Origin of the sequence: Streptomyces sp. NPDC058279 (genome assembly GCF_042881255.1) — a bacterium.
In the GTDB taxonomy this organism is placed as follows: Bacteria; Actinomycetota; Actinomycetes; order Streptomycetales; family Streptomycetaceae; genus Streptomyces.
In genome coordinates, this window is record NZ_JBHVYA010000014.1 from 94,611 (window position 1) to 119,374 (window position 24,764).

Here is a 24,764-nt window from a genome sequence, read left to right on the forward strand (position 1 = left end):
CTTATTCGGGGGTAGTGGAGCGCGCGATGTTGAACGAGTCCGAGGATTTCACGCCCGAAACCAATGTCGCCTCCGAAACCGGAACGGAAACCGTAACGGAAATCGGAACCGAGCCCGGAACCGAAACGGGAACCGAAACGGAAACCAGAACCGGCACGGAAACGGGAACCCGTGAAACGCATCAGGGCGGAGGCCCTGGAGCCCCGACGTGGCGGGAGCGCCTGCTCGCCGTCACCGAGACCGAGCAGCACGCCGCCCTGCTGGACTGGGTCACCGGACTCACCTCCGCCGCGCTGCGCGACACGGCCCCCGCCGTCCTCGACCCCCACCGGCCCTTCCCCGACCTGGGCTTCGACTCCCTCGCCGCCGTCGACCTGCACGCCAGGCTGGTCGCGGGCACCGGCCTGCGCCTGCCCGTCACCCTCGCTTTCGACCACCCCACCCCCGCCCACCTCGCCCGGCACCTGCGCACCGTGATCCTCGGCCTGAGCGAGGACACCGGGGCGCCCGTCACCGCCGCCGTCAGCAGCGACGACCCCATCGCCATCGTCGGCATCGGCTGCCGCTTCCCCGGCGGAGTGCATTCCCCCGAAGCGCTGTGGGACCTTGTCGCGGCCGGCACCGACGCCATTTCCGCATTCCCCACCGGACGCGGCTGGGACCTCGACGCGCTGTACGACCCGGACCCCGACCGGGCCGGCACCAGCTACGCCCGCGAAGGCGGATTCCTCCACGACGCCGACGAATTCGACGCAGAGTTCTTCGGCATCTCCCCGCGCGAAGCACTCGCCATGGACCCGCAGCAGCGGCTGCTCCTCGAAACGTCCTGGGATGCCTTCGACCGGGGCGGCATCGACCCCGAAACGCTGCGCGGCGCCCAGGTCGGTGTATTCGTCGGCGCCGAAACGCAGGAATACGGCCCCCGACTCCAGGACGCCACCGACGGTTTCGAGGGCTACCTCGTCACCGGAAACGCGGCCAGCGTCGCCTCCGGCCGTATCGCCTACACCTTCGGCTTCGAGGGCCCGACCGTCACCGTCGACACGGCCTGCTCCTCCTCGCTCGCCGCCCTCCACCTCGCGGTCCAGGCGCTGCGCACCGGCGAATGCTCCCTCGCGCTCGCCGGCGGCGCCGCCGTCATGGCCGGCCCGGGATCGTTCGTCTCCTTCAGCCGCCAGCGAGGTCTGGCACCCGACGGCCGCTGCAAGCCCTTCGCCGCGGCGGCAGACGGCACGGCGTGGGGCGAGGGCGTCGGCATGCTGCTCGTCGAGCGGCTGTCCGACGCGCGCGCCAAGGGACACCAGGTTTTGGCGGTCGTCCGCGGTTCGGCCATCAACCAGGACGGCGCCAGCAACGGCCTCACCGCCCCCAGCGGGCCCTCCCAGCAGCGCGTCATCCGACAGGCGCTCGCCAACGCAGGCCTGTCCGCCGCCGAGGTCGACGTCGTCGAGGCGCACGGCACGGGCACCCGGCTGGGCGACCCGATCGAGGCGCAGGCGCTGCTCGCCACCTACGGACAGCACCACACCGACGACCGACCGCTGTGGCTCGGTTCCCTCAAGTCGAACATCGGGCACACCCAGGCCGCCGCGGGTGTCGCGGGCATCATCAAGATGATCATGGCCATGCGGCACGGGGTACTGCCCCGGACCCTGCACGTGGACGAGCCGACCCCGCACGTCGACTGGGAGGCCGGAGCGGTCTCCCTGCTGACGGAGCCCGTCGAGTGGCCCAAGTCCGACCGCCCGCGCCGGGCCGGCGTCTCGTCCTTCGGCATGAGCGGCACCAACGCGCACGCCATCATCGAGGAGCCGCCGGCGCCGGACGAGGAAGCGGCGGACGAGCGGGAGGCCGGTACGCCGCCGTCGGTAGGCGCGGACGGTGCGGAGGACCTCCAGCCGGCTGCCTTCGGGGCCGCCGACCTCGGGGCGGGCGTCCTCGGGGCGGGCGTCCTCGGGGCGGGCCGCCCCCTGCCTTGGGCCCTGTCGGCCAAGACCCCCGAAGCCCTCCGCGCCCAGGCCCGGAGACTGAGTGACCAGCTCCGGACGCAGCCGGACGCCACCCCGCTCGACATCGGCCACTCCCTCGCGACCACCCGTGGCCGCTTCGAGCAGCGCGCCGTCGTGCTCGGTGATGACCGCGAGACGCTGCTGCGTGGACTGCACGCCCTCGCCCAGGGCACCGACGCGCCCTCCGTCGTCCAGGGCGAACCCGGTGCGGGCAAGTCGGCGTTCCTCTTCACCGGACAGGGCAGTCAGCGGCCGGGCATGGGACGTGAGCTGTACGACACGTACCCGGTGTTCGCCGACGCCCTCGACGACGTCTGCTGGTACCTCGACGACCAGCTCGAACTCCCGCTGCTCGACGTGATGTTCGCGGACGAGGGCACCCCGGAGGCCGCCCTCCTGCACCAGACCGCCTACACGCAGCCCGCGTTGTTCGCGGTCGAAGTGGCGTTGTTCCGGCTGGTGGAGTCGTGGGGTGTGAAGCCGGACTTCCTGGCGGGTCATTCGATCGGTGAGATCGCGGCCGCGCATGTGGCGGGGGTGTTCTCGTTGGAGGACGCGTGCGCGCTGGTGGCCGCTCGTGGGCGGCTGATGCAGGCGCTGCCTGGTGGTGGCGTGATGATCGCGGTGCAGGCGTCGGAGGACGAGGTCCTTCCGCTGCTGACGGACCGGGTGAGCATCGCGGCGATCAACGGGCCGCAGTCGGTCGTGGTCGCGGGCGACGAGGCCGACGCCGTGGCGATTGCCGAGTCGTTCGAGGCGCAGGGTCGGAAGACCAAGCGTCTGACGGTGAGCCACGCGTTCCACTCGCCGCACATGGACGGCATGCTGGAGGAGTTCCTCCGCGTGGCCCAGGTCCTGGACTACGGAACCCCCACCATCCCCGTCGTCTCGCTCCTCACCGGCACCACCGCCACCGCCGCCGAGCTGGCCACCCCCGAGTACTGGGTGCGCCACGTCCGCGACGCCGTACGGTTCCTCGACGGCGTACGCACCCTGCGGGAGCGCGGCGCCGGCTTGTTCCTGGAGCTGGGCCCCGACGCCGTCCTGACCGCCATGGCGCAGGACTGCGTCGACCCGCAGGGCATTGCCTTCGCAGCAGCCCTGCGCTCCGGCCGCCCCGAGGCGCACACCTTGGTCAACGCCGTCGCGCGCGCCCACGTGCGCGGTGTCGATGTCGACTGGTCCGCGTTCTTCGCGGGTACGGGTGCCCGGCGGGTCGACCTGCCGACGTACGCCTTCCAGCGGCAGCGGTACTGGATGGACTCGCGCCCCTCCGGCACCGAGGTCCGCACCGGCGACGCGCACCGTACCGATGTGGCCGACACCGTCTTCTGGGACGCCGTCGAACACGAGGACGTTGCCACCCTCGCCGCCGCCCTCGACTTGGACCTCGACGGCGAACAGCCGCTCAGCGAGGTGGTCCCGGCTCTGTCGGCGTGGCGTCGGCAGCGGCGTGTCCGGTCGGAGGTGGATGGCTGGCGTTATCGGGTGACGTGGAAGCCGGTGACGGCTGCGGTGTCCTCCGGGGCGCGGTTGTCGGGGACGTGGCTGGTTGTGGTGCCTGCCGGTCTTGACGACGGCGACGTTGTGGTGCGTGGTCTGGTGGAGCGGGGTGCCGAGGTTCGGCGGGTGTCCGTGGATGCGGGTGCCGGGCGCGGGGCGTTGGCGGAGTTGCTGGCGGGGGTCGGGACTCCGGCTGGTGTCGTCTCTTTGCTGGGCTTGGATGAGGCTGCCGGTCTGCTTTCGACCGTCGCGTTGGTGCAGGCGTTGGGTGATGTCGGGGTTGAGTCACCGTTGTGGTGCTTGACGCGTGGCGCGGTGTCGGTGGGTCGGTCGGATCGGCTTGGGTCTGCGGTGCAGGCGCAGGTGTGGGGTCTGGGGCGGGTTGCCGCTTTGGAGGTTCCGCGGCGTTGGGGCGGGTTGGTTGATCTGCCTGGTGTGTTGGATGAGCGGGCGTTGTCCCGTGTGGTGGACGTCCTGGCGGCCGGTTCGGGTGAGGACCAGGTCGCGGTGCGGTCTTCGGGTGTGTTCGGGCGTCGTTTGGTGCGTGCGGCTCGCGTCGAGGGTTCGGCTTGGGTGCCGGGTGGCACGGTGTTGGTGACCGGTGGTACGGGTGCGTTGGGTGGCCGGGTTGCCCGGTGGTTGGCCGAGTCGGGTGCTGGGCGGTTGGTGCTTTCCAGCCGTCGGGGGCTTGATGCGCCGGGTGCCGCCGGGTTGGTGGACGAGTTGTCCGCCCTCGGGGTCGATGTGTCGGTGGTGGCGTGTGACGTGGCCGACCGGGATGCGCTGCGCGCGCTGCTGGTGGCCGAGGCGCAGACGCTGACGGCTGTGGTGCATACGGCCGGTGTTCTGGATGACGGTGTGTTGGACGCGCTGACGCCGGAGCGTATGGACGGTGTGCTGCGTCCCAAGGTCGATGCGGCCCGGAACCTGCACGAGCTGACGGTCGAGCTCGGTATCGACTTGGCGGCGTTCGTCATGTTCTCGTCGATGAGCGGCACGATCGGCACGGCCGGGCAGGGTAATTACGCTGCCGCGAACGCCTATCTGGATGCTTTGGCCGAGCAGCGTCGTGCGGACGGTCTCGCGGCCACGTCCCTGGCCTGGGGGCCGTGGGCCGAGGGTGGCATGGCCGCCGACGAGGCGATGGACGCGCGGATGCGCCGCGAAGGTCTGCCGCCCATGGCACCCGCTTCCGCGATCGTGGCGCTGGCTCAGGCGGTGGGTGGTGCCGACTCCTCCCTGACCGTCGCGGACATCGATTGGGAGCGTTTCTCGTCCATCGTTGCGGGGGTCCGCCCCAATGCGCTGATCAGTGATTTCGTCACCGGCGTGGAGGGTTCGGCCGCGGTCACCGGTCGCGGGTCCGTCGTCACGGGCGTCGATGTCGCCGGGTCGGTGGTCGGACGGCTCTCGGACCTGAGCCCGGCCGAGCAGCAGCGCGAGCTTCTCACGTTGGTCCGTGCGCAGGTCGCGGCCGTGCTCGGGCACGACGGCTCGGACGCGATCCGTGCGGAACGGGCGTTCAAGGAGCTGGGCTTCGACTCGCTGACCGCCGTCGAGCTGCGCAACAGGCTCGGCGCCGTGACCGGCGTATCCCTGCCGGCCACGCTGATCTTCGACTACCCCACCTCCGCCGCCCTGGCGGAGTACCTGCGGGGTGAACTGGCGGGCACCGCCGCCCCGGTCGCCGACGCACACATGCCCGCCGTGGCCGCCGCCGACGATCCGATCGCGATTGTGGCCATGAGCTGCCGTTTCCCCGGCGGCGTACGCACCCCTGAAGAGCTGTGGCGGCTGCTCGCCGACGGCACGGACGCGGTGGCCGAGTTCCCCGTGGACCGCGGGTGGGATCTGGCCGGTCTATACAGCGCGGATCCGGCGCGGCCGGGTACCTCGTACACCCGCGAGGGCGGTTTCCTGTACGACGTCGCCGACTTCGACGCCGACTTCTTCGGGATCTCGCCGCGTGAGGCGCTGGCGATGGACCCGCAGCAGCGGCTGCTGCTGGAAACCTCGTGGGAGGCGTTCGAGCGGGCGGGTATCGACCCGTCCTCGCTGCGGGGCAGCCAGGCCGGCGTCTTCGTCGGCACCAACGGCCAGGACTACCTCTCACTTGTCACCCGCGAGGCCGACGGCCTGGAGGGCCACCTCGGCACGGGCAACGCGGCGAGCGTGGTCTCGGGCCGGCTGTCGTACGTCTTCGGCCTCGAAGGACCGGCGATCACGGTCGACACGGCGTGCTCGTCGTCGCTCGTCGCACTCCACCTCGCCGTGCAGGCGCTGCGCAACGGCGAGTGCTCCCTGGCACTGGCCGGTGGTGTGACGGTGATGTCGACCCCGGACGCCTTCGTGGACTTCAGCCGGCAGCGCGGCCTCGCCGAGGACGGCCGGATCAAGGCGTTCGCGGCGGCGGCCGACGGTACGGGCTGGGGCGAGGGCGTCGGCATGCTGCTCGTGGAGCGGCTGTCGGACGCGCGGGCCAAGGGCCACCCGGTCCTGGCGGTGGTGCGGGGCTCGGCGATCAACCAGGACGGTGCCAGCAACGGCCTGACCGCCCCCAACGGGCCTTCCCAGCAGCGGGTCATCCGTGCCGCCCTCGCGAGCGGGGACTTGTCCGCGACGGACGTGGACGCGGTGGAGGCGCACGGTACGGGCACAACGCTGGGCGACCCGATCGAGGCGCAGGCGCTGCTCGCGACCTACGGCCAGGGGCGCGCCGACGACCGCCCGCTGTGGCTGGGCTCCGTGAAGTCGAACATCGGGCACACGCAGGCCGCCGCCGGTGTCGCAGGCGTGATCAAGATGGTCATGGCGATGCGGCACGGGGTGCTCCCGCGCACCCTGCACGTCGACGAGCCCACCCCGCACGTCGACTGGACGGCCGGTGACATCGCCCTGCTGACCCAGCCGACCGCGTGGCCCGAGACCGGCCGCCCGCGCCGGGCGGGCGTCTCGTCGTTCGGACTGAGCGGCACGAACGCTCACACGATCATCGAAGAGGCACCGGCTGCCGAAGCCGACCGGCCCGCAGCGGAGGGGAAGGCAACCGTCCTGCCGGTCCTTCCGCTCGTCCTGTCCGCCAAGAACGCCGCCGGACTGCGCGCCCAGGCGACTCAGTTGGCCTCCCAGCTGACCGGTGACCCGACCTCCGCTGTGGGGGACATCGCGTACTCGCTCACGACCGGGCGGGCCGCCTTGGAGGAGCGCGCCGTCCTGGTCGGTGGCGCCGAGGACCGTGAGGGCCTCGCCGCCGGGCTGCGCAGCCTCGCGGCCGGCGAGGAGGTGCCCGGCCTGGTGTGGGGGACGGCCGCCGACAGCCGGCTCGCGTTCCTGTTCACAGGGCAGGGGAGCCAGCGGCTGGGCATGGGCCGGGAGTTGTACGACACCTATCCGGTGTTCGCCGACGCGCTGGACGCGGTGTGTGCGCGGCTTGACCTTGACGTGCCATTGCAGGATGTGCTGTTCGGCGCTGATGGTGCGGCGTTGGACCGTACGGAGTACACCCAGCCGGCGTTGTTCGCGGTCGAGGTGGCGTTGTTCCGGCTGGTGGAGTCGTGGGGTGTGAAGCCGGACTTCCTGGCGGGTCATTCGATCGGTGAGATCGCCGCCGCGCATGTGGCGGGGGTGTTCTCGCTGGAGGACGCCTGCGCGCTGGTCGTGGCACGCGGCCGGTTGATGCAGGCGCTTCCGTCCGGTGGCGTGATGGTCGCGGTGCAGGCGTCGGAGGACGAGGTCCTTCCGCTGCTGACGGACCGGGTCAGCGTCGCCGCGATCAACGGGCCGCAGTCGGTCGTGATCGCGGGTGATGAGGACGCGGCGGTGGCGATTGCCGGGTCGTTCGATGCGCAGGGTCGTAAGACGAAGCGTCTGACGGTGAGCCATGCGTTCCACTCGCCGCACATGGACGGCATGCTGGAGGCGTTCCGCCAGGTCGCCGAGGGCATCACGTACGAGTCCCCACGCATCCCGGTCGTCTCGAACCTGACCGGTGCGCTGGTCACGGACGAGATGGGTTCGGCCGACTTCTGGGTGCGGCATGTCCGCGAGGCGGTCCGCTTCCTGGACGGCGTACGGGCACTGGAAGCTGCGGGCGTCACGACGTACTTGGAGCTGGGGCCGGACGGAGTCCTGTCCGCCCTCGCCCAGGAGTGCCTGACTGGTGACGCGGTCTTCGCCCCTGCCCTCCGCGCGGGTCGGCCTGAGGCGGAGAGCGTTAACACCGCCCTGGCTCAGGCCCACGTGCGGGGCGTCGGGATCGACTGGGAGGCGTACTTCGCCGGTACGGGTGCCCGGCGGGTGGACCTGCCGACGTATGCGTTCCAGCGGCAGCGGTTCTGGCCGGAAGCGTCGCAGGTGGCGGGTCTGGTGCCGGTCGGCGGGAGCGCGGATGCGGTGGACGCCCGGTTCTGGGACGCCGTCGAGAGTGGGGACGTCGAGTCCCTTGCCGCCATGCTCGGCCTCGATGACGCGAGCGCATGGGGCAACGTCGTCCCCGCCCTGTCCGCCTGGCGCCGACAGGGCCAGGAGCAGGCGCAGGTGGACGGCTGGCGCTATCGGGTGACGTGGAAGCCGGTGACGGCTGCGGTGTCCTCCGGGGCGCGGTTGTCGGGGACGTGGCTGGTTGTGGCGCCTGCCGGTCTTGACGACGGCGACGTTGTGGTGCGTGGTCTGGTGGAGCGGGGTGCCGAGGTTCGGCGGGTTTCCGTGGATGCGGATGCCGATCGCGGGGCGTTGGCGGAGTTGCTGGCGGGGGTCGGGTCTCCGGCTGGTGTGGTTTCTCTGTTGGGCTTGGATGAGGCTGCCGGTCTGCTTTCGACCGTCGCGTTGGTGCAGGCGTTGGGTGATGCCGGGGTTGAGTCACCGTTGTGGTGCCTGACTCAGGGCGCGGTGTCGGTGGGTCGGTCGGATCGGCTTGGGTCTGTGGTGCAGGCGCAGGTGTGGGGTCTGGGGCGGGTTGCCGCTTTGGAGGTTCCGCGGCGTTGGGGCGGACTTGTCGATCTGCCTGGTGTGTTGGATGAGCGGGCGTTGTCCCGTGTGGTGGACGTCTTGGCGGCCGGTTCTGGTGAGGACCAGGTCGCGGTGCGGTCTTCGGGTGTGTTCGGGCGTCGTTTGGTGCGTGCGGCTCGCGTCGAGGGCTCGGCTTGGGTGCCGGGTGGCACGGTGTTGGTGACCGGTGGTACGGGTGCGTTGGGTGGCCGGGTCGCGCGGTGGTTGGCCCAGTCGGGTGCTGGGCGGTTGGTGCTTTCCAGTCGTCGGGGGCTTGATGCGCCGGGTGCCGCCGGGTTGGTGGACGAGTTGTCCGCTCTCGGGGTCGATGTGTCGGTGGTGGCGTGTGACGTGGCCGATCGGGATGCGCTGCGTGCGCTGCTGGTGGCCGAGGCGCAGACGCTGACGGCTGTGGTGCATACGGCCGGTGTTCTGGACGATGGTGTGTTGGACGCGCTGACGCCGGAGCGTATGGACGGTGTGCTGCGTCCCAAGGTCGATGCGGCCCGGAATCTGCACGAGCTGACGGTCGAGTTGGGTATCGACTTGGCGGCGTTCGTCATGTTCTCGTCGATGAGTGGCACGATCGGTGCGGCGGGGCAGGGTAATTACGCTGCTGCGAACGCTTATCTGGATGCTTTGGCGGAGCAGCGTCGTGCGGATGGTCTCGCGGCCACGTCCCTGGCCTGGGGTCCGTGGGCCGAGGGTGGCATGGCCGCCGACGCGGAACTCGACGCCCGCATGCGTCGGGACGGCGTGCCGCCCATGGACGCAGAGCGGGCGATCCTGGCCCTCCAGCAGTCCGTCCTCGCCGACGACGCCGTCCTCACCGTGGCCGACGTGGAGTGGGACACCTTCCTCCCGGGCTTCGTCGCCGCACGGCCCAGCCGGCTGTTCAGCGACGTGCACGAGGTCCGCGCGGCGCAGGCCCGCCGGCACCCGGCCCCTGAGGCCGACCGCCCCCACTCCCTCTCCGGGAAGCTGTCCGCCCTCCCGTCCGCCGAGCAGGAACGGGAGCTGCTCAATCTGGTCCGCACGCACGTCGCCGCCGTGCTCGGCCATGGCGGATCCGAAGCGGTCGGCGCGGAACGGCCCTTCAAGGAACTGGGCTTCGACTCGCTGACCGCCGTCGAGCTGCGCAACCGCCTCGGCGCCGCCACCGAGCTGACGCTCCCCACCACACTCGTCTACGACTACCCCACCTCCACCGCTCTCGCGGAGTACCTGCGGGGTGAGTTGCTCGGCAGCGTGCGCGTCGCCGACACCGTGCTGCCGGCCGTGGCCACCACCGATGACGACCCGATCGCGATCGTGGCCATGAGCTGCCGTTTCCCCGGTGGTGTGCGGACCCCCGAGGATCTGTGGCGACTGGTCGCGAACGGTACGGACGCCGTCGGCGCCTTCCCCGCCGATCGTGGCTGGGACCTGGACCGGCTCTACAGCCCCGACGCGGACCAGCCGGGCACCTCGTACACGCGCGAGGGCGGCTTCTTCGACGGGGCCGCGGACTTCGACCCGGCGTTCTTCGGGATCTCGCCGCGTGAGGCGCTGGCGATGGACCCGCAGCAGCGGCTGCTGCTGGAGACGTCGTGGGAGGCGTTCGAGCGGGCGGGTATCGACCCGTCCTCGCTGCGGGGCAGCCAGGCCGGTGTCTTCGTCGGCACCAACGGCCAGGACTACCTCTCCCTCATCACCCGTGAACCTGAGGGCCTCGAAGGCCATTTGGGTACGGGCAACGCGGGCAGCGTCATGTCCGGCCGCGTTTCCTACGCGCTGGGACTCGAAGGCCCGGCGGTCACCGTCGACACGGCCTGCTCGTCGTCGCTGGTCGCCCTGCACTGGGCGATCCAGTCCCTGCGGCAGGGCGAATGCACGATGGCCCTCGCGGGTGGTGTGACGGTGATGTCCACGCCCGAGAACTTCGTGGACTTCAGTCGTCAGCGAGGTCTTGCCGAGGACGGCCGGATCAAGGCGTTCGCGGCGGCGGCCGACGGTACGGGCTGGGGCGAGGGCGTCGGCATGCTGCTCGTGGAGCGGCTCTCGGACGCCCGGCGCAACGGTCACCCGGTCCTGGCGGTCGTGCGTGGCTCGGCCGTCAACCAGGACGGCGCGAGCAACGGCCTGACCGCCCCCAACGGGCCTTCCCAGCAGCGCGTCATCCGCGCCGCGCTCGCCGGCGCAGGCCTGTCGGCGGCCGAAGTGGACGCGGTGGAGGCGCACGGTACGGGCACCAGGCTCGGCGATCCGATAGAGGCGCAGGCACTGCTGGCCACCTACGGTCAGGACCGGCCCGAGGGGCAGCCGCTGCTGCTCGGCTCGATCAAGTCGAACATCGGGCACACCCAGGCTGCCGCCGGTGTCGCGGGCATCATCAAGATGGTCATGGCGATGCGGCACGGGGTGCTCCCGCAGAGCCTCCACATCGATGCCCCGTCCCCGCACGTCGACTGGACGGCCGGCGACATCGCCCTGCTGACCGAACAGCGCGCATGGCCGGACACCGGCCGCCCGCGCCGGGCCGGCGTCTCGTCGTTCGGCATCAGCGGCACCAACGCCCACACGATCATCGAGCAGGCCCCGGCCCCTGTCCCGGTCGAGTCCTCCGAGCTGCCCGCGTCGGCCAAGGCGTTCCCGCTGCCGTACCTCGTTTCCGCCAAGAGCCCTGAGGCGCTGCGCGGTCAGGCCGAGGCCCTGCATGACCACCTGGCAGCGCTGACGAACGACGGGCCCGTGCCCGCCGACCTGGCCTTCTCTCTTGCCACGGCCCGAGCGCACCTCAGCCACCGTGCGGTGCTGACGGTGGATGACCGGCATGACCTCCTGGCCGGTCTGGCGCGCCTCACCGCCGGTGAGCCGGCACCCGGGACCGTCACCGGGACGGTGAGTGACGGTCTTACGGCTTTCCTGTTCACGGGGCAGGGCAGCCAGCGACTGGACATGGGCCGGGAGTTGTACGAGGCGTTCCCGGTGTTCGCGGACGCCATGGACGCGGTGTGCGCGCACCTGGACGCCCACCTCGACGTACCGCTCAAGGACATCCTGTTCGGCGACGACGCGAGCGCCCTGGACCGTACGGAGTACACCCAGCCGGCGCTGTTCGCGGTCGAGGTGGCGCTCTTCCGGCTGGTGGAGAGCTGGGGTCTGAAGCCGGACTTCCTGGCCGGTCACTCGATCGGTGAGATCGCCGCCGCGCATGTGGCGGGGGTGTTCTCGCTGGAGGACGCGTGCGCGCTGGTTACCGCCCGTGGGCGGTTGATGCAGGCGTTGCCGTCCGGTGGCGTGATGATCGCGGTGCAGGCGTCGGAGGACGAGGTCCTGCCGCTGCTGACCGAGCGGGTGAGCATTGCCGCGATCAACGGACCGCAGTCGGTCGTGATCGCGGGCGATGAGGACGCGGCAGTCGCGATCGCCCAGGTCTTCGAGGCCCAGGGTCGTAAGACCAAGCGCCTGACCGTCAGCCATGCGTTCCACTCGCCGCACATGGACGGCATGCTGGACGCGTTCCGCACCGTTGCGGAGGGGATCACGTACGAGTCCCCGCGCATCCCGGTCGTCTCGAACCTGACCGGTGCGCCGGTCACGGACGAGATGGGTTCGGCCGACTTCTGGGTCCGTCATGTCCGCGAGGCGGTCCGTTTCCTCGACGGCGTACGCGCCCTCGAAGCCGCCGGGGTCACCACGTACCTCGAACTCGGCCCCGACGGGACGCTGTCCGCGCTCGCGCAGGAGTGCCTGACCGGCGACGCGGACGCGAGCACCTTCGCGCCCGCCCTCCGCAAGGGCCGCCCCGAGGCCGAGACGGTCACCACCGCCCTCGCCCAGGCCCATACCCACGGCATGCCCATCGACTGGGAGGCCTACTTCGCCGGCACCGGCGCCCGGCGCGTCGACCTGCCCACGTACGCCTTCCAGCGGCAGCGCTACTGGCCCACCGCGACCGCCTACGCCACAGGGGACCCCGAGGCGATCGGGCTCGGGGACGCGGGGCACCCGCTGCTGGGCGCCGCGGTCGCGCTCGCGGACTCCGAGGGGATGCTCTTCGCCGGCCGGCTGGCCCTCGACACCCACCCCTGGCTGGCCGACCACGCGATCCTCGGCAGCGTCCTGCTGCCCGGCACCGCCTTCGTCGACCTGGCGATCCGCGCCGGTGACCAGCTCGGCTGCGACACCGTGGAGGAGCTGACCCTCGAAGCGCCACTCGTCGTCCCCGAGCGGGGCGGCGTGCGGCTCCAGCTCGTGGTCGAGGCGCCGAGCGGGCCCGGACAGCGGCCGTTCAGCGTGCATTCCCGGCGCCAGGACGCACTCGCGGAGGAGCCGTGGACGCGGCACGCCTCGGGTGTGCTGGCCGCCGGTGCGGTACGGCGGGAGGCGGACGTCGAAGGGGAGTTCGCGCCCCTGGCCGCGTGGCCCCCCGCCGGCGCCGTACCGGTCGACGTACGCGGGCTGTACGAGGAGCTGGCCACGGGCGGAGTCGCATACGGGCCGCTGTTCCAGGGGCTCAAGGCGGCCTGGCGGCGCGACGGCGAACTGTTCACCGAGGTCGCGCTCCCCGACGCCGCCCGCCGTGAGGCGGCCCGGTTCGGGCTGCACCCGGCCCTCCTGGACGCCGGTCTGCACGCCATCGGCCTCGACGGGTCCGAGCACGGCACGCCCGGAGCCGGGGCGGGGGACGGGGCCGGGGCGCTGCTGCCCTTCTCCTGGGCCGGGGTCTCGCTGTACGCGTCCGGCGCCTCCTCCCTCCGGATGCGGCTCGCCCCGCACCACCCCGCCGACCCGCACACCCTGGCACTGCTGGTGGCGGACGAGACCGGTCGCCCGGTCGCGTCCGTGGAGTCGCTGACCCTCCGTACCGCGTCGGCCGACCAGGTACGCGCGGCCGACGGCGGCCACCTGGAGTCGCTGTTCCGCGTGGAGTTGGTTCCCTCGGCGCCCGTCACCGCACCGCGCGTCGACGCCACCGGCCTGCGCTGGGCCGTGCTGGGCCGTGACGAACTGGGCCTGGCGGCCTCGGGCGCCCGGGTGACGGAGTACGCCGACGCAGCGGCACTCGGCGCGGCGCTGACGGAGGGCGAACCGGTACCGGACGCCGTCTTCGTACCCCCGGCCCGGCCTGACGGCTCCACGCAGCGGGCCGACACGGTCGCCGCCGTCCACGGGGCCGTCACCGACGCCCTGTCCGTCGTGCGGGAGTGGCTTGCGGACGAGCGGTTCGCCGGTACCCGGCTCGTATGGCTGACTTGCGGCGCCGTGGCCACAGAGCCCGGCGCGGGAGTGCGGGACCTGGCGGGCGCCGCCGTCCGAGGCTTGCTGCGCTCGGCACAGTCGGAGAACCCCGGGCAGCTCCTGATGCTCGACCTGGACGGGGAGGCGGCCTCGCTCGCGTCGCTGCCCGCCGCGCTGGCCTCGGACGAACCGGAACTCGCGATCCGCGGCGGGGCCCTCAGCGCGCCGCGCCTCATGCGCGTGCCGTCGGCGGAGGCGGCCGCGGAGACCGGGGCGGTCGCGGAGGCGGAGGCGGGAGCGCAGGCGGACGGCGCGGGTGGACCCTCCGGCGCCTTCGGCGACCCCACCGGCACCGTGCTGGTGACCGGCGCGACCGGCACCCTCGGCCGGCTGTTCGCCCGCCACCTGGTGACCGCGTACGGGGTCACCAGGCTGCTGCTCACCAGCCGCCGCGGGCCCGACGCCCACGGCGCCGAAGAACTGCTCGCGGAACTGGGCCGGTTGGGTGCGCGGGCCGACCTCGTCGCCTGCGACACCGCCGACCGGGACGCGCTCGCCGCGCTCCTGGGAACCGTATCCGCCGAGCACCCGCTGACCGCCGTGGTGCACACGGCCGGAGTCCTCGACGACGGCGTGCTCGCCTCGCTCACCCCCGAGCGGGTCTCCGCCGTGCTGCGCCCGAAGGTGGACGCGGCGTGGAACCTGCACGAGCTGACCCGCGACCTGGACCTCTCCGCGTTCGTCCTCTTCTCGGGCGCCGCCGCCACGTTCGGCGCGGCAGGTCAGGCCAACTATGCGGCGGCCAACGCGTTCCTCGAAGCGCTCGCCGAGCACCGCCGCGCGGCCGGTCTGCCGGCCACTTCGCTGGCCTGGGGCCTGTGGGCCCCCCAGGCGGGCGGCATGGCACAGCGGCTCGACGACATCGACCTGCGGCGCATCGCCCGCGACGGAGTCGGTGCCCTCTCCGCCGACGAGGGCCTGGCCCTCTTCGACACGGCCCTGACGGTGGACGCGGCGGTTCTGCTGCCGATGCGGCTCGACCTCGCGGCGGTGCGCGCCCAGTCCGTCTCCACGGGCGAGACCGCGGCGCTGCTGCGCTCGCTCGTACGGGTGCCGTCGCGGCGCGCGGTCGAGCGGCGCACGGCCGGGGACGGCGACGGTTCGCCGCTGACGGCCCGGCTGCTGGACCTGCCCGCCGACGAGCGCGAGGGCATGCTGCTGGACCTGGTGTGCGGCCGGGTCGCCGCGGTCCTCGGGCACGCGGACGGCCGGGCGGTCGACGCGGACCGCGCGTTCAAGGAGCTCGGCTTCGACTCCCTGACGGCCGTGGAACTCCGTAACGTCCTGAAGGCCGCGACCGGACTCAGGCTCTCGCCGACCCTCGTCTTCGACTACCCGACGCCGCTCGCACTGGCCGGGCACCTGCTCGACGAGCTGTCCGCGGCGACTCCCGCGTTGTCCGGCTCCGCGCACGAGGACGCAGTACGCAGGCAGGACACGTCCGCACGGGCCGCCGCGGGCACGGCCCCGGCCGCGACCGACGACGACCCGATCGTCATCGTCGGCATGGCCTGCCGCTTCCCGGGTGGCGTGCGGTCGCCCGAAGAGCTGTGGCGGCTCGTCTCCACCGGCGGCGACGGCATCACCGGCTTCCCGGCCGACCGCGGCTGGAACGTCGAGTCCCTCTACCACCCCGACCCCGACCACCCCGGAACGTCGTACACCCGCGAGGGCGGCTTCCTGCACGACGTCGCCGACTTCGACCCCGGCTTCTTCGGCATCTCGCCGCGCGAGGCCCTCGCCATGGACCCGCAGCAGCGGCTGCTGCTGGAGACCTCGTGGGAGGCCTTCGAGCAGGCGGGCATCGACCCGGCGACGCTGCGCGGCAGCCGCACGGGCGTCTTCGCCGGCGTCATGTACCACGACTACGCCTCGGGTATCGGTATCGGCATCGGCGACGGAGGCACCGGCCCCGACCTGCCCGAAGGTGTCGAGGGCTACCTCGGCACGGGCACCGCGGGCAGCATCGCTTCCGGCCGGATCGCCTACACCTTCGGCCTGGAGGGCCCGGCGGTCACCGTCGACACGGCATGCTCGTCGTCGCTGGTCGCCCTGCACTGGGCGATCCAGGCGCTGCGCAACGGCGAGTGCACGATGGCCCTGGCCGGCGGCGTCGCCGTGATGGCGACCCCCGAGACCTTCGTCGACTTCAGCCGCCAGCGCGGCCTCTCCGTCGACGGTCGCTGCAAGTCCTTCGCGGCGGCCGCGGACGGTACCGGATGGGCCGAGGGCGCGGGCATGCTCCTGGTGGAGCGGCTGTCGGACGCCCGGCGCAACGGTCACCCGGTCCTGGCGGTGGTGCGGGGTTCGGCGATCAACCAGGACGGCGCGAGCAACGGTCTGACCGCCCCCAACGGGCCTTCCCAGCAGCGCGTCATCCGCGCCGCTCTGGCCAGTGCCGGGCTGTCGGCGGCCGAGGTGGACGCGGTGGAGGCGCACGGCACGGGCACCAGGCTCGGCGACCCCATCGAGGCGCAGGCACTGCTGGCCACCTACGGTCGGGAGAAGTCGGCGGACCAGCCGCTGTGGCTCGGTTCGATCAAGTCGAACATAGGGCACACGCAGGCCGCCGCCGGTGTCGCGGGCGTCATCAAGATGGTCATGGCGATGCGGCACGGCGTACTTCCGCAGACCTTGCACGTCGACGAGCCGTCCCCGCAGGTCGACTGGACGGCCGGTGAAGTGTCCCTGCTGACCCGGCCGGTGCAATGGCCGGCGACGGGCCGCCCGCGCCGGGCGGGCGTGTCGTCGTTCGGCATCAGCGGTACCAACGCCCACACCATCATCGAGCAGCCGCCCGCGCCGGAGCCGGAGGCGGTGCCGGCACCCGAGGCCGCAGCGCCGCCGGTCACGCCGTGGATCCTGTCGGCGAAGGGCGACGAGGCACTGCGGGCGCAGGCGCGTCAGCTCCGGTCGCACGTGCTCGCCACGCCCGACGTGCGTCCGGTGGACGTCGGCCACTCGCTGGCGGTGGGCCGCGCGTCCTTCGAGGACCGGGCGGTGGTGGTGGCCGCGGACCGTGGGGGTCTGCTGGCGGGCCTCGCGTCGCTGGCGGAGGGTGGTTCGGCGGCGGGTGTCGTTTCGGGCTCGCCGGTCGCCGGGAAGCTGGCGTTCCTGTTCACGGGGCAGGGGAGCCAGCGGCTGGGCATGGGTCGTGAGTTGCACGACGCGTATCCGGTGTTCGCGGAGGCGCTGGACGCGGTGTGCGCGCGGCTCGAACTCCCGCTCAAGGACGTGCTGTTCGGCGACGATGCGAGCACCCTGGACCGTACGGAGTACACGCAGCCGGCGTTGTTCGCGGTCGAGGTGGCGCTGTTTCGGCTGGTGGAGAGCTGGGGTGTGAAGCCGGACTTCCTGGCGGGTCATTCGATCGGTGAGATCGCCGCCGCGCATGTGGCGGGGGTGTTCTCGCTGGAGGACGCGTGCACCCTGGTTTCGGCGCGCGGCCGGTTGATGCAGGCGCTTCCGTCCGGTGGCGTGATGGTCGCGGTGCAGGCGTCGGAGGACGAGGTCCTTCCGTTGCTGACGGACCGGGTCAGCGTTGCCGCGATCAACGGGCCGCAGTCGGTCGTGGTCGCGGGTGATGAGGACGCGGCGGTGGCGATTGCCGGGTCGTTCGAGGCGCAGGGTCGTAAGACCAAGCGCCTGACCGTCAGTCACGCGTTCCACTCGCCGCACATGGACGGCATGCTGGAGGCGTTCCGCGAGGTCGCGGAGGGGATCTCGTACGAGTCCCCGCGCATCCCGGTCGTCTCGAACCTGACCGGTGCGCTGGTCTCCGACGAGATGGGTTCGGCGGACTTCTGGGTGCGGCATGTCCGCGAGGCGGTCCGCTTCCTGGACGGAATCCGTGCGCTGGAGGCCGCCGGGGTCACCACGTACCTGGAGCTGGGGCCGGACGGAGTCCTGTCCGCCCTCGCCCAGGAGTGCCTGACCGGTGACGCGGACGCGGCCTTCGTGCCCGTCCTCCGGGCCGCCCGGCCCGCGCCCGAGACCATCACCGCCGCTCTCGCCCAAGCGCATGTGCGGGGCGTCGCCGTGGACTGGCAGGCGTTCTTCGCCGGTACCGGCGCTCGGCGGGTCGACCTGCCGACGTACGCGTTCCAGCGGCAGCGCTACTGGCTGCAGATACCCGGCGTGGTGCCGGTCGGCGGGAGCACGGATGCGGTGGACGCGCGGTTCTGGGACGCCGTGGAGCGTCAGGATCTGGCGTCGCTCGTCACGGAGTTGGACGTGGATGCGGCGGTGCTCGGTGAGGTGGTCCCGGCTCTGTCCGCCTGGCGCCGACAGGGCCAGGAGCAGGCGCAGGTGGACGGCTGGCGCTATCGGGTGACGTGGAAGCCGGTGACGGCTGCGGTGTCCTCCGGGGCGCGGTTGTCGGGGACGTGGCTGGTTGTGGTGCCTGCCGGTCTTGAGGACGGCGACGTTGTGGTGCGTGGTCTGGCGGAGCGGGGTGCCGAGGTCCGGCGGGTTTCCGTGGATGCGGATGCCGGGCGCGGGGCGTTGGCGGAGTTGCTGGCGGGGGTCGGGACTCCGGCTGGTGTGGTTTCTCTGCTGGGCTTGGATGAGGCTGCCGGTCTGCTTTCGACCGTCGCGTTGGTGCAGGCGTTGGGTGATGCCGGGGTTGAGTCACCGTTGTGGTGCCTGACTCAGGGCGCGGTGTCGGTGGGTCGGTCGGATCGGCTTGGGTCTGTGGTGCAGGCGCAGGTGTGGGGTCTGGGGCGGGTTGCCGCTTTGGAGGTTCCGCGGCGTTGGGGCGGGTTGGTTGATCTGCCTGGTGTGTTGGATGAGCGGGCGTTGTCCCGTGTGGTGGACGTCCTGGCGGCCGGTTCGGGTGAGGACCAGGTCGCGGTGCGGTCTTCGGGTGTGTTCGGGCGTCGTTTGGTGCGTGCGGCTCGCGTCGAGGGCTCGGCTTGGGTGCCGGGTGGCACGGTGTTGGTGACCGGTGGTACGGGTGCGTTGGGTGGCCGGGTCGCGCGGTGGTTGGCCCAGTCGGGTGCTGGGCGGTTGGTGCTTTCCAGTCGTCGGGGGATCGATGCGCCGGGTGCCGCCGGGTTGGTGGACGAGCTGTCCGCCCTCGGGGTCGATGTGTCGGTGGTGGCGTGCGACGTGGCCGACCGGGATGCGCTGCGCGCGCTGCTGGTGGCCGAGGCGCAGACGCTGACGGCTGTGGTGCATACGGCCGGTGTTCTGGACGATGGTGTGTTGGACGCGCTGACGCCGGAGCGTATGGACGGTGTGCTGCGTCCCAAGGTCGATGCGGCCCGGAACCTGCACGAGCTGACGGTCGAGTTGGGTATCGACTTGGCGGCGTTCGTCATGTTCTCGTCGATGAGTGGCACGATCGGCGCGGCGGGGCAGGGTAATTACGCTGCTGCGAACGCTTATCTGGATGCTTTGGCGGAGCAGCGTCGTGCGGATGGTCTCGCGGCCACGTCCCTGGCCTGGGGGCCGTGGGCCGAGGGCGGCATGGCCGCCGACGAGGCGATGGACGCGCGGATGCGCCGCGAAGGTCTGCCGCCCATGGCACCCGACACGGCACTGACCGTGCTGCGCCAGAGCGCCGGGTCCGGTGACGCGGCCCTGCTGGTGGTGGACGTGGACTGGCAGCGTTTCGGGGCCGCCTTCACCGTCGTACGCCCCAGCAACCTCCTCGCCGAACTCCCCGAAGCCCGGCCCCTCGGCTCGGACAGCCGTGCGGGCGGCTCGGCGAACCCCGCCGAGGAAGCCGGCTCACTGGCCCAGCGGCTGGTCGCACTCGGGCCGGCCGAGCAGGAGCGCGAGCTTCTCACGTTGGTCCGTGCGCAGGTCGCGGCCGTGCTCGGGCACGACGGCTCGGACGCGATCCGTGCGGAACGGGCGTTCAAGGAGCTGGGCTTCGACTCGCTGACCGCCGTCGAGCTGCGCAACAGGCTCGGCGCCGTGACCGGCGTATCCCTGCCGGCCACGCTGATCTTCGACTACCCGACCGCTTCGGCCCTCGCGGACTACCTCCGGGGCGAGTTGCTCGGTACGGCGGCCGTCGTGGCCGGACCGGTGGTCAGGGGGGCCGTCGAGGACGACCCGATCGCGATCGTGGCGATGAGCTGCCGTTTCCCCGGCGGCGTACGCACCCCGGAGGACCTGTGGCAGTTGCTGGCCACCGGTGGGGACGCCATCGGAAAGTTTCCGACGGACCGTGGCTGGGACCTCGACAAGCTCTACAGCCCGGACCCCGACAAGCAGGGCACCTTCTATGCCCGCGAGGGCGGTTTCCTGTACGACGTCGCCGACTTCGACGCCGACTTCTTCGGGATCTCGCCGCGTGAGGCGCTCGCCATGGACCCGCAGCAGCGGCTGCTGCTGGAAACCTCGTGGGAGGCGTTCGAGCGGGCGGGTATCGACCCGTCCTCACTGCGGGGCAGCCAGGCCGGTGTCTTCGTCGGCACCAACGGCCAGGACTACGGGGCGACGCTCCGGACCGTCCCCGACGGCATCGAGGGCTTCCTCGGTACCGGCAACGCGGCGAGTGTCGTCTCCGGACGGCTCTCGTACGCCTTCGGCCTCGAAGGACCGGCCGTCACGGTAGACACCGCGTGTTCCGCGTCGCTGGTCGCGCTGCACTGGGCGGTCCAAGCGCTGCGCAACGGCGAGTGCTCCCTGGCACTGGCCGGTGGTGTGACCGTCATGTCGTCGCCGGGTGCCTACATCGACTTCAGCCGGCAGCGCGGCCTCGCCGAGGACGGCCGGATCAAGGCGTTCGGCGCCGGCGCCGACGGTACGGGCTGGGGCGAGGGCGTCGGCATGCTGCTCGTGGAGCGGCTCTCGGACGCCCGCCGCAACGGTCACCCGGTCTTGGCGGTAGTCCGAGGTTCGGCGGTCAACCAGGACGGCGCCAGCAACGGCCTGACCGCGCCGAACGGGCCTTCCCAGCAGCGAGTCATCCGCGCCGCCCTCGCCAACGCGGGCCTGTCCACCACGGACGTCGACGCGGTGGAGGCGCACGGCACGGGCACCAGGCTCGGCGACCCGATCGAGGCGCAGGCGCTCCTCGCGACCTACGGCCGGGAGCGTGACGCCGACCGCCCGCTGTGGCTCGGTTCGATCAAGTCGAACATCGGGCACACGCAGGCCGCCGCCGGTGTCGCCGGCGTGATCAAGATGGTCATGGCGATGCGGCACGGCGTACTCCCGCGCACCCTGCACGTCGACGAGCCCACCCCGCACGTCGACTGGACGGCCGGCGACATCGCCCTGCTGACCGAGCCGACCGCGTGGCCCGAGACCGGCCGCCCGCGCCGGGCCGGCGTCTCGTCGTTCGGCTTCAGCGGTACGAACGCCCACACCGTCCTGGAGCAGGCTCCGCCGGTCGCCGAGGGGACGGTCCCGGCCGAGCCGGGACGTACGCCCGGCGTCGTACCGTGGACGCTGTCGGCGAAGAGCGAGGCGGGGCTGCGCGCCCAGGCCGAGCGGCTGCGTACGCGGATCACGTCGGACGCGCTGCCGGAGCCCGTGAACGTGGCCTACTCCCTGGCCGTGTCCAGGGCGGCCCTCGACCGTCGTGCCGTCGTCGTCGCGACGGAGCGGGACGAGTTCCTGGCCGCGCTCGAAGCGCTGGCGAAGGGTGAGCAGGCGTCGGGGCTGGTCCGGGGCACCGCCACCGGTGGCGGGCTCGCGTTCCTGTTCACGGGGCAGGGCAGTCAGCGGCCGGGCATGGGCCGGGAGCTGTACGACACCTATCCGGTGTTCGCGGAGGCGCTGGACGCCGTCTGCGCACACCTCGAACTGCCCCTGAAGGAGGCGTTGTTCGGGTCGGACGGCGACCTACTGGATCGGACGGAGTACACCCAGCCCGCGCTGTTCGCGGTCGAGGTGGCGTTGTTCCGGCTGGTGGAGTCCTGGGGTGTGAAGCCGGACTTCCTGGCGGGTCATTCGATCGGTGAGATCGCCGCCGCGCATGTGGCCGGAGTGCTGTCCCTGGAGGACGCGTGCACCCTGGTCGCTGCTCGCGGCCGGCTGATGCAGGCTCTGCCGTCTGGTGGCGTGATGATCGCTGTTCAGGCGTCGGAGGACGAGGTCCTGCCGCTCCTGACGGATCGGGTCAGCGTTGCCGCGATCAACGGGCCGCAATCGGTCGTGATCGCCGGTGACGAGGACGCGGCGGTTGTGATTGCCGGGTCGTTCGAGGCGCAGGGTCGTAAGACCAAGCGTCTGACGGTCAGTCACGCGTTCCATTCGCCGCACATGGACGGCATGCTCGCCGACTTCCGCAAGGTCGCCGAGAGCCTGTCGTACGCCTCCCCGCGCATCTCCGTCGTCTCCAACCTCACCGGCGCGCTGGTGACCGACGAGATGGGTTCGGCGGACTTCTGGGTGCGGCACGTCCGCGAGGCGGTCCGCTTCCTGGACGGAGTCCGTGCCCTGGAGGCCGCCGGGGTCACCACGTACCTCGAACTCGGCCCGGACGGAGTCCTGTCCGCCCTGGCCCAGGAGTGCCTGACCGGCGACGCGGACGCGAGCACCTTCGCACCCGCCCTCCGCAAGGGCCGCCCCGAGGCCGAGACCCTCACCACCGCCCTCGGGCAGGCACACGCCCACGGCACCTCGGTCGACTGGGAGGCGTACTTCGCCGGTACCGGCGCGCGGCGCGTCGACCTCCCGACCTACGCCTTCCAGCGCAAGCGCTACTGGCTGGAGGAGGCCCCCGGCCCGACCGACGGCAAGGAGCCGGGCGGGTCGCAGGGCGCTGCCGACGCGGAGTTCTGGGCCGCCGTCGACACGGCGGACCCCTCCGCGCTGACCGACGCCCTGGGCGTCGACGCGGACCAGCCGCTCAGCGCCCTGCTGCCCGCGCTGTCCGCTTGGCGGCGGCAGCGCCAGGAGCGGTCGGTCGTCGACAACTGGCGGTACGGGGTCACATGGAAGCCGCTGGCCGACCCGGCGCTGTCGTTCCCCTCCGGGACCTGGCTCGTGGTGGCCCCGGACAACGGGGACGCCCGCCTGGTCGCGGTGTCAGCGGCGCTGGCCGCCCATGGCGTGGACGTCCGGGAAGTGCTCGTCGACGCCACCGGACCGGACCGTTCGGCGCTGACCGGCCGGTTGCGCGAGGTGCTCGCGGGCGGCGAGGCCGACGGCGTACTGTCCCTGCTGGCGTTCGCCGACGCCCCGCACCCCGCCCACCCGGCGGTGCCCGCCGGTCTGCTCCTCACCACGACGCTCGTGCAGGCGCTCGGCGACGCGGAGGTCGCCGCCCCGCTGTGGTGCGTCACGGCCGGAGCCGTGGCGACCGCCCCGTCCGACCGGATCCTCAGCACGGCCCAGGCGCAGGTCTGGGGCCTGGGCCGGGTGGTATCCCTGGAGCACCCCGAGCGCTGGGGCGGGCTCGTCGACCTGCCCGACACCACGGACGAGCGGGCCGTCGACCGGCTCCTGGCCGTGCTCGCCGGCGCGGGGGACGAGGACCAGGTCGCCGTGCGGTCCGCGGGCCTGCTCACCCGCCGCGTCGGACACGCCACGACGGTGACGGCGAACGACGCCGCCGCGGATCGCGACGGGTGGCGTCCCCGCGGCACGGTCCTCGTCACCGGAGGCACGGGAGCGCTCGGCGGGCATGTCGCCCGCTGGCTCGCCGCCCGTGGCGCCGAGCACGTCGTCCTCGCCGGCCGGCGCGGCCCCGACGCCCCCGGCGCGGACGCCCTCGTCGCCGAGATCGCCGCGCTGGGCGCGCGGGCAACGGCCGTCGCGTGTGACGTGACGGACCGGGCCGCGCTGTCCGAGCTGCTGGCGAACCTCACCGGCGATGGTGCCGGGGGCGTCGCCGACGGCGCCGGCGGTTCCGCCCTCACGGCCGTCTTCCACACGGCGGGCGCCGGGCAGTTCGCGCCGCTCGCCGAAACCGGCCCCGGCGAGGTGGCCGACGTCGTGGCCGCCAAGGTCGCGGGTGCCACGCACCTCGACGACCTGCTCGCCGGCACCGAACTGGACGCCTTCGTGCTCTTCTCGTCCATCGCCGGTGTCTGGGGCAGCGGTGGCCAGGCCGCCTACGCCGCGGCCAACGCCCACCTCGACGCCCTGGCGCAGCAGCGCCGGGCCCGCGGTCTGCCGGCCACCTCGGTGGCCTGGGGCCCGTGGGGCGAGGGCGGACTCGTCGCCGACGAAGAGGCGGCCGAGCAGTTGCGCCGGCGCGGACTGACCGTCATGGCACCGGAGCTGGCGATCGCCGCCCTTCAGCAGGCGCTGGACGGGGACGAGACGGCCGTCACCGTCGCCGACGTCGACTGGAGCCTGTTCGTACCGGCGTTCACCGCCCGCCGCCCGCGCCCGCTGATCGCCGACCTCCCCGAGGTACGCCGGGCGCTCGATGCCGAACGGGACGGAGCCGCGACGACGGCCGAGGAAGCGGACGGCCTCCGGGCCGAGCTGCGGGGGATGAGCGGGCCGGAGGCGGAGCGCACGGTACTCCACCTGGTCCGCGCCCAGGTCGCCGTCGTCCTCGGCCACGACGGGGCGGCGACGATCGAGGCGGCCCGGGCCTTCAAGGAACTGGGCTTCGACTCCCTCACCGCGGTCGAACTGCGCAACCGCCTCAACGCCGCCACCGGACTGAAACTGCCCGCCGCGCTGGTCTTCGACTACCCGAACCCCGCCGCCCTGGCCGCCCACATCCGGGCGGAACTCCTCGGCGAGGACACCACGCCCGGACTTCCCGCCCTCGCGGAGATCGACAAGCTGGAGTTCACCCTCTCGTCGGTTCCCGAGGACAGCACCGAACGCGCCCGCGTCACCGCACGGCTCGAATCGCTCCTGGCGAACTGGAACAGGGCCGACCGAGCGGTCATCGGAGAGGACGAGGAATTCTCCATCGAATCGGCATCCGCCGACGACCTCTTCGACATCATCAACAACGAATTCGGAAAATCCTGACCTGATGACCGATCCGATGACCGATCCGATGACCGATCAGATGTCCGCAATCAATCCGTATTTCCCCAGGGGGTGACGTTT

The 24,764-nt window shown here is 72.3% G+C and carries 1 protein-coding gene; it reads left to right on the forward strand.

From position 1 onward, the window contains the following. Positions 1-26: 26 nt before the first annotated feature. On the forward strand, positions 27-24,683 hold the full coding sequence (locus tag ACFVXJ_RS24035; RefSeq protein WP_389664556.1) for a type I polyketide synthase: 24,657 nt from the start codon (positions 27-29) through the stop codon (positions 24,681-24,683). Positions 24,684-24,764 lie beyond the last annotated feature (81 nt).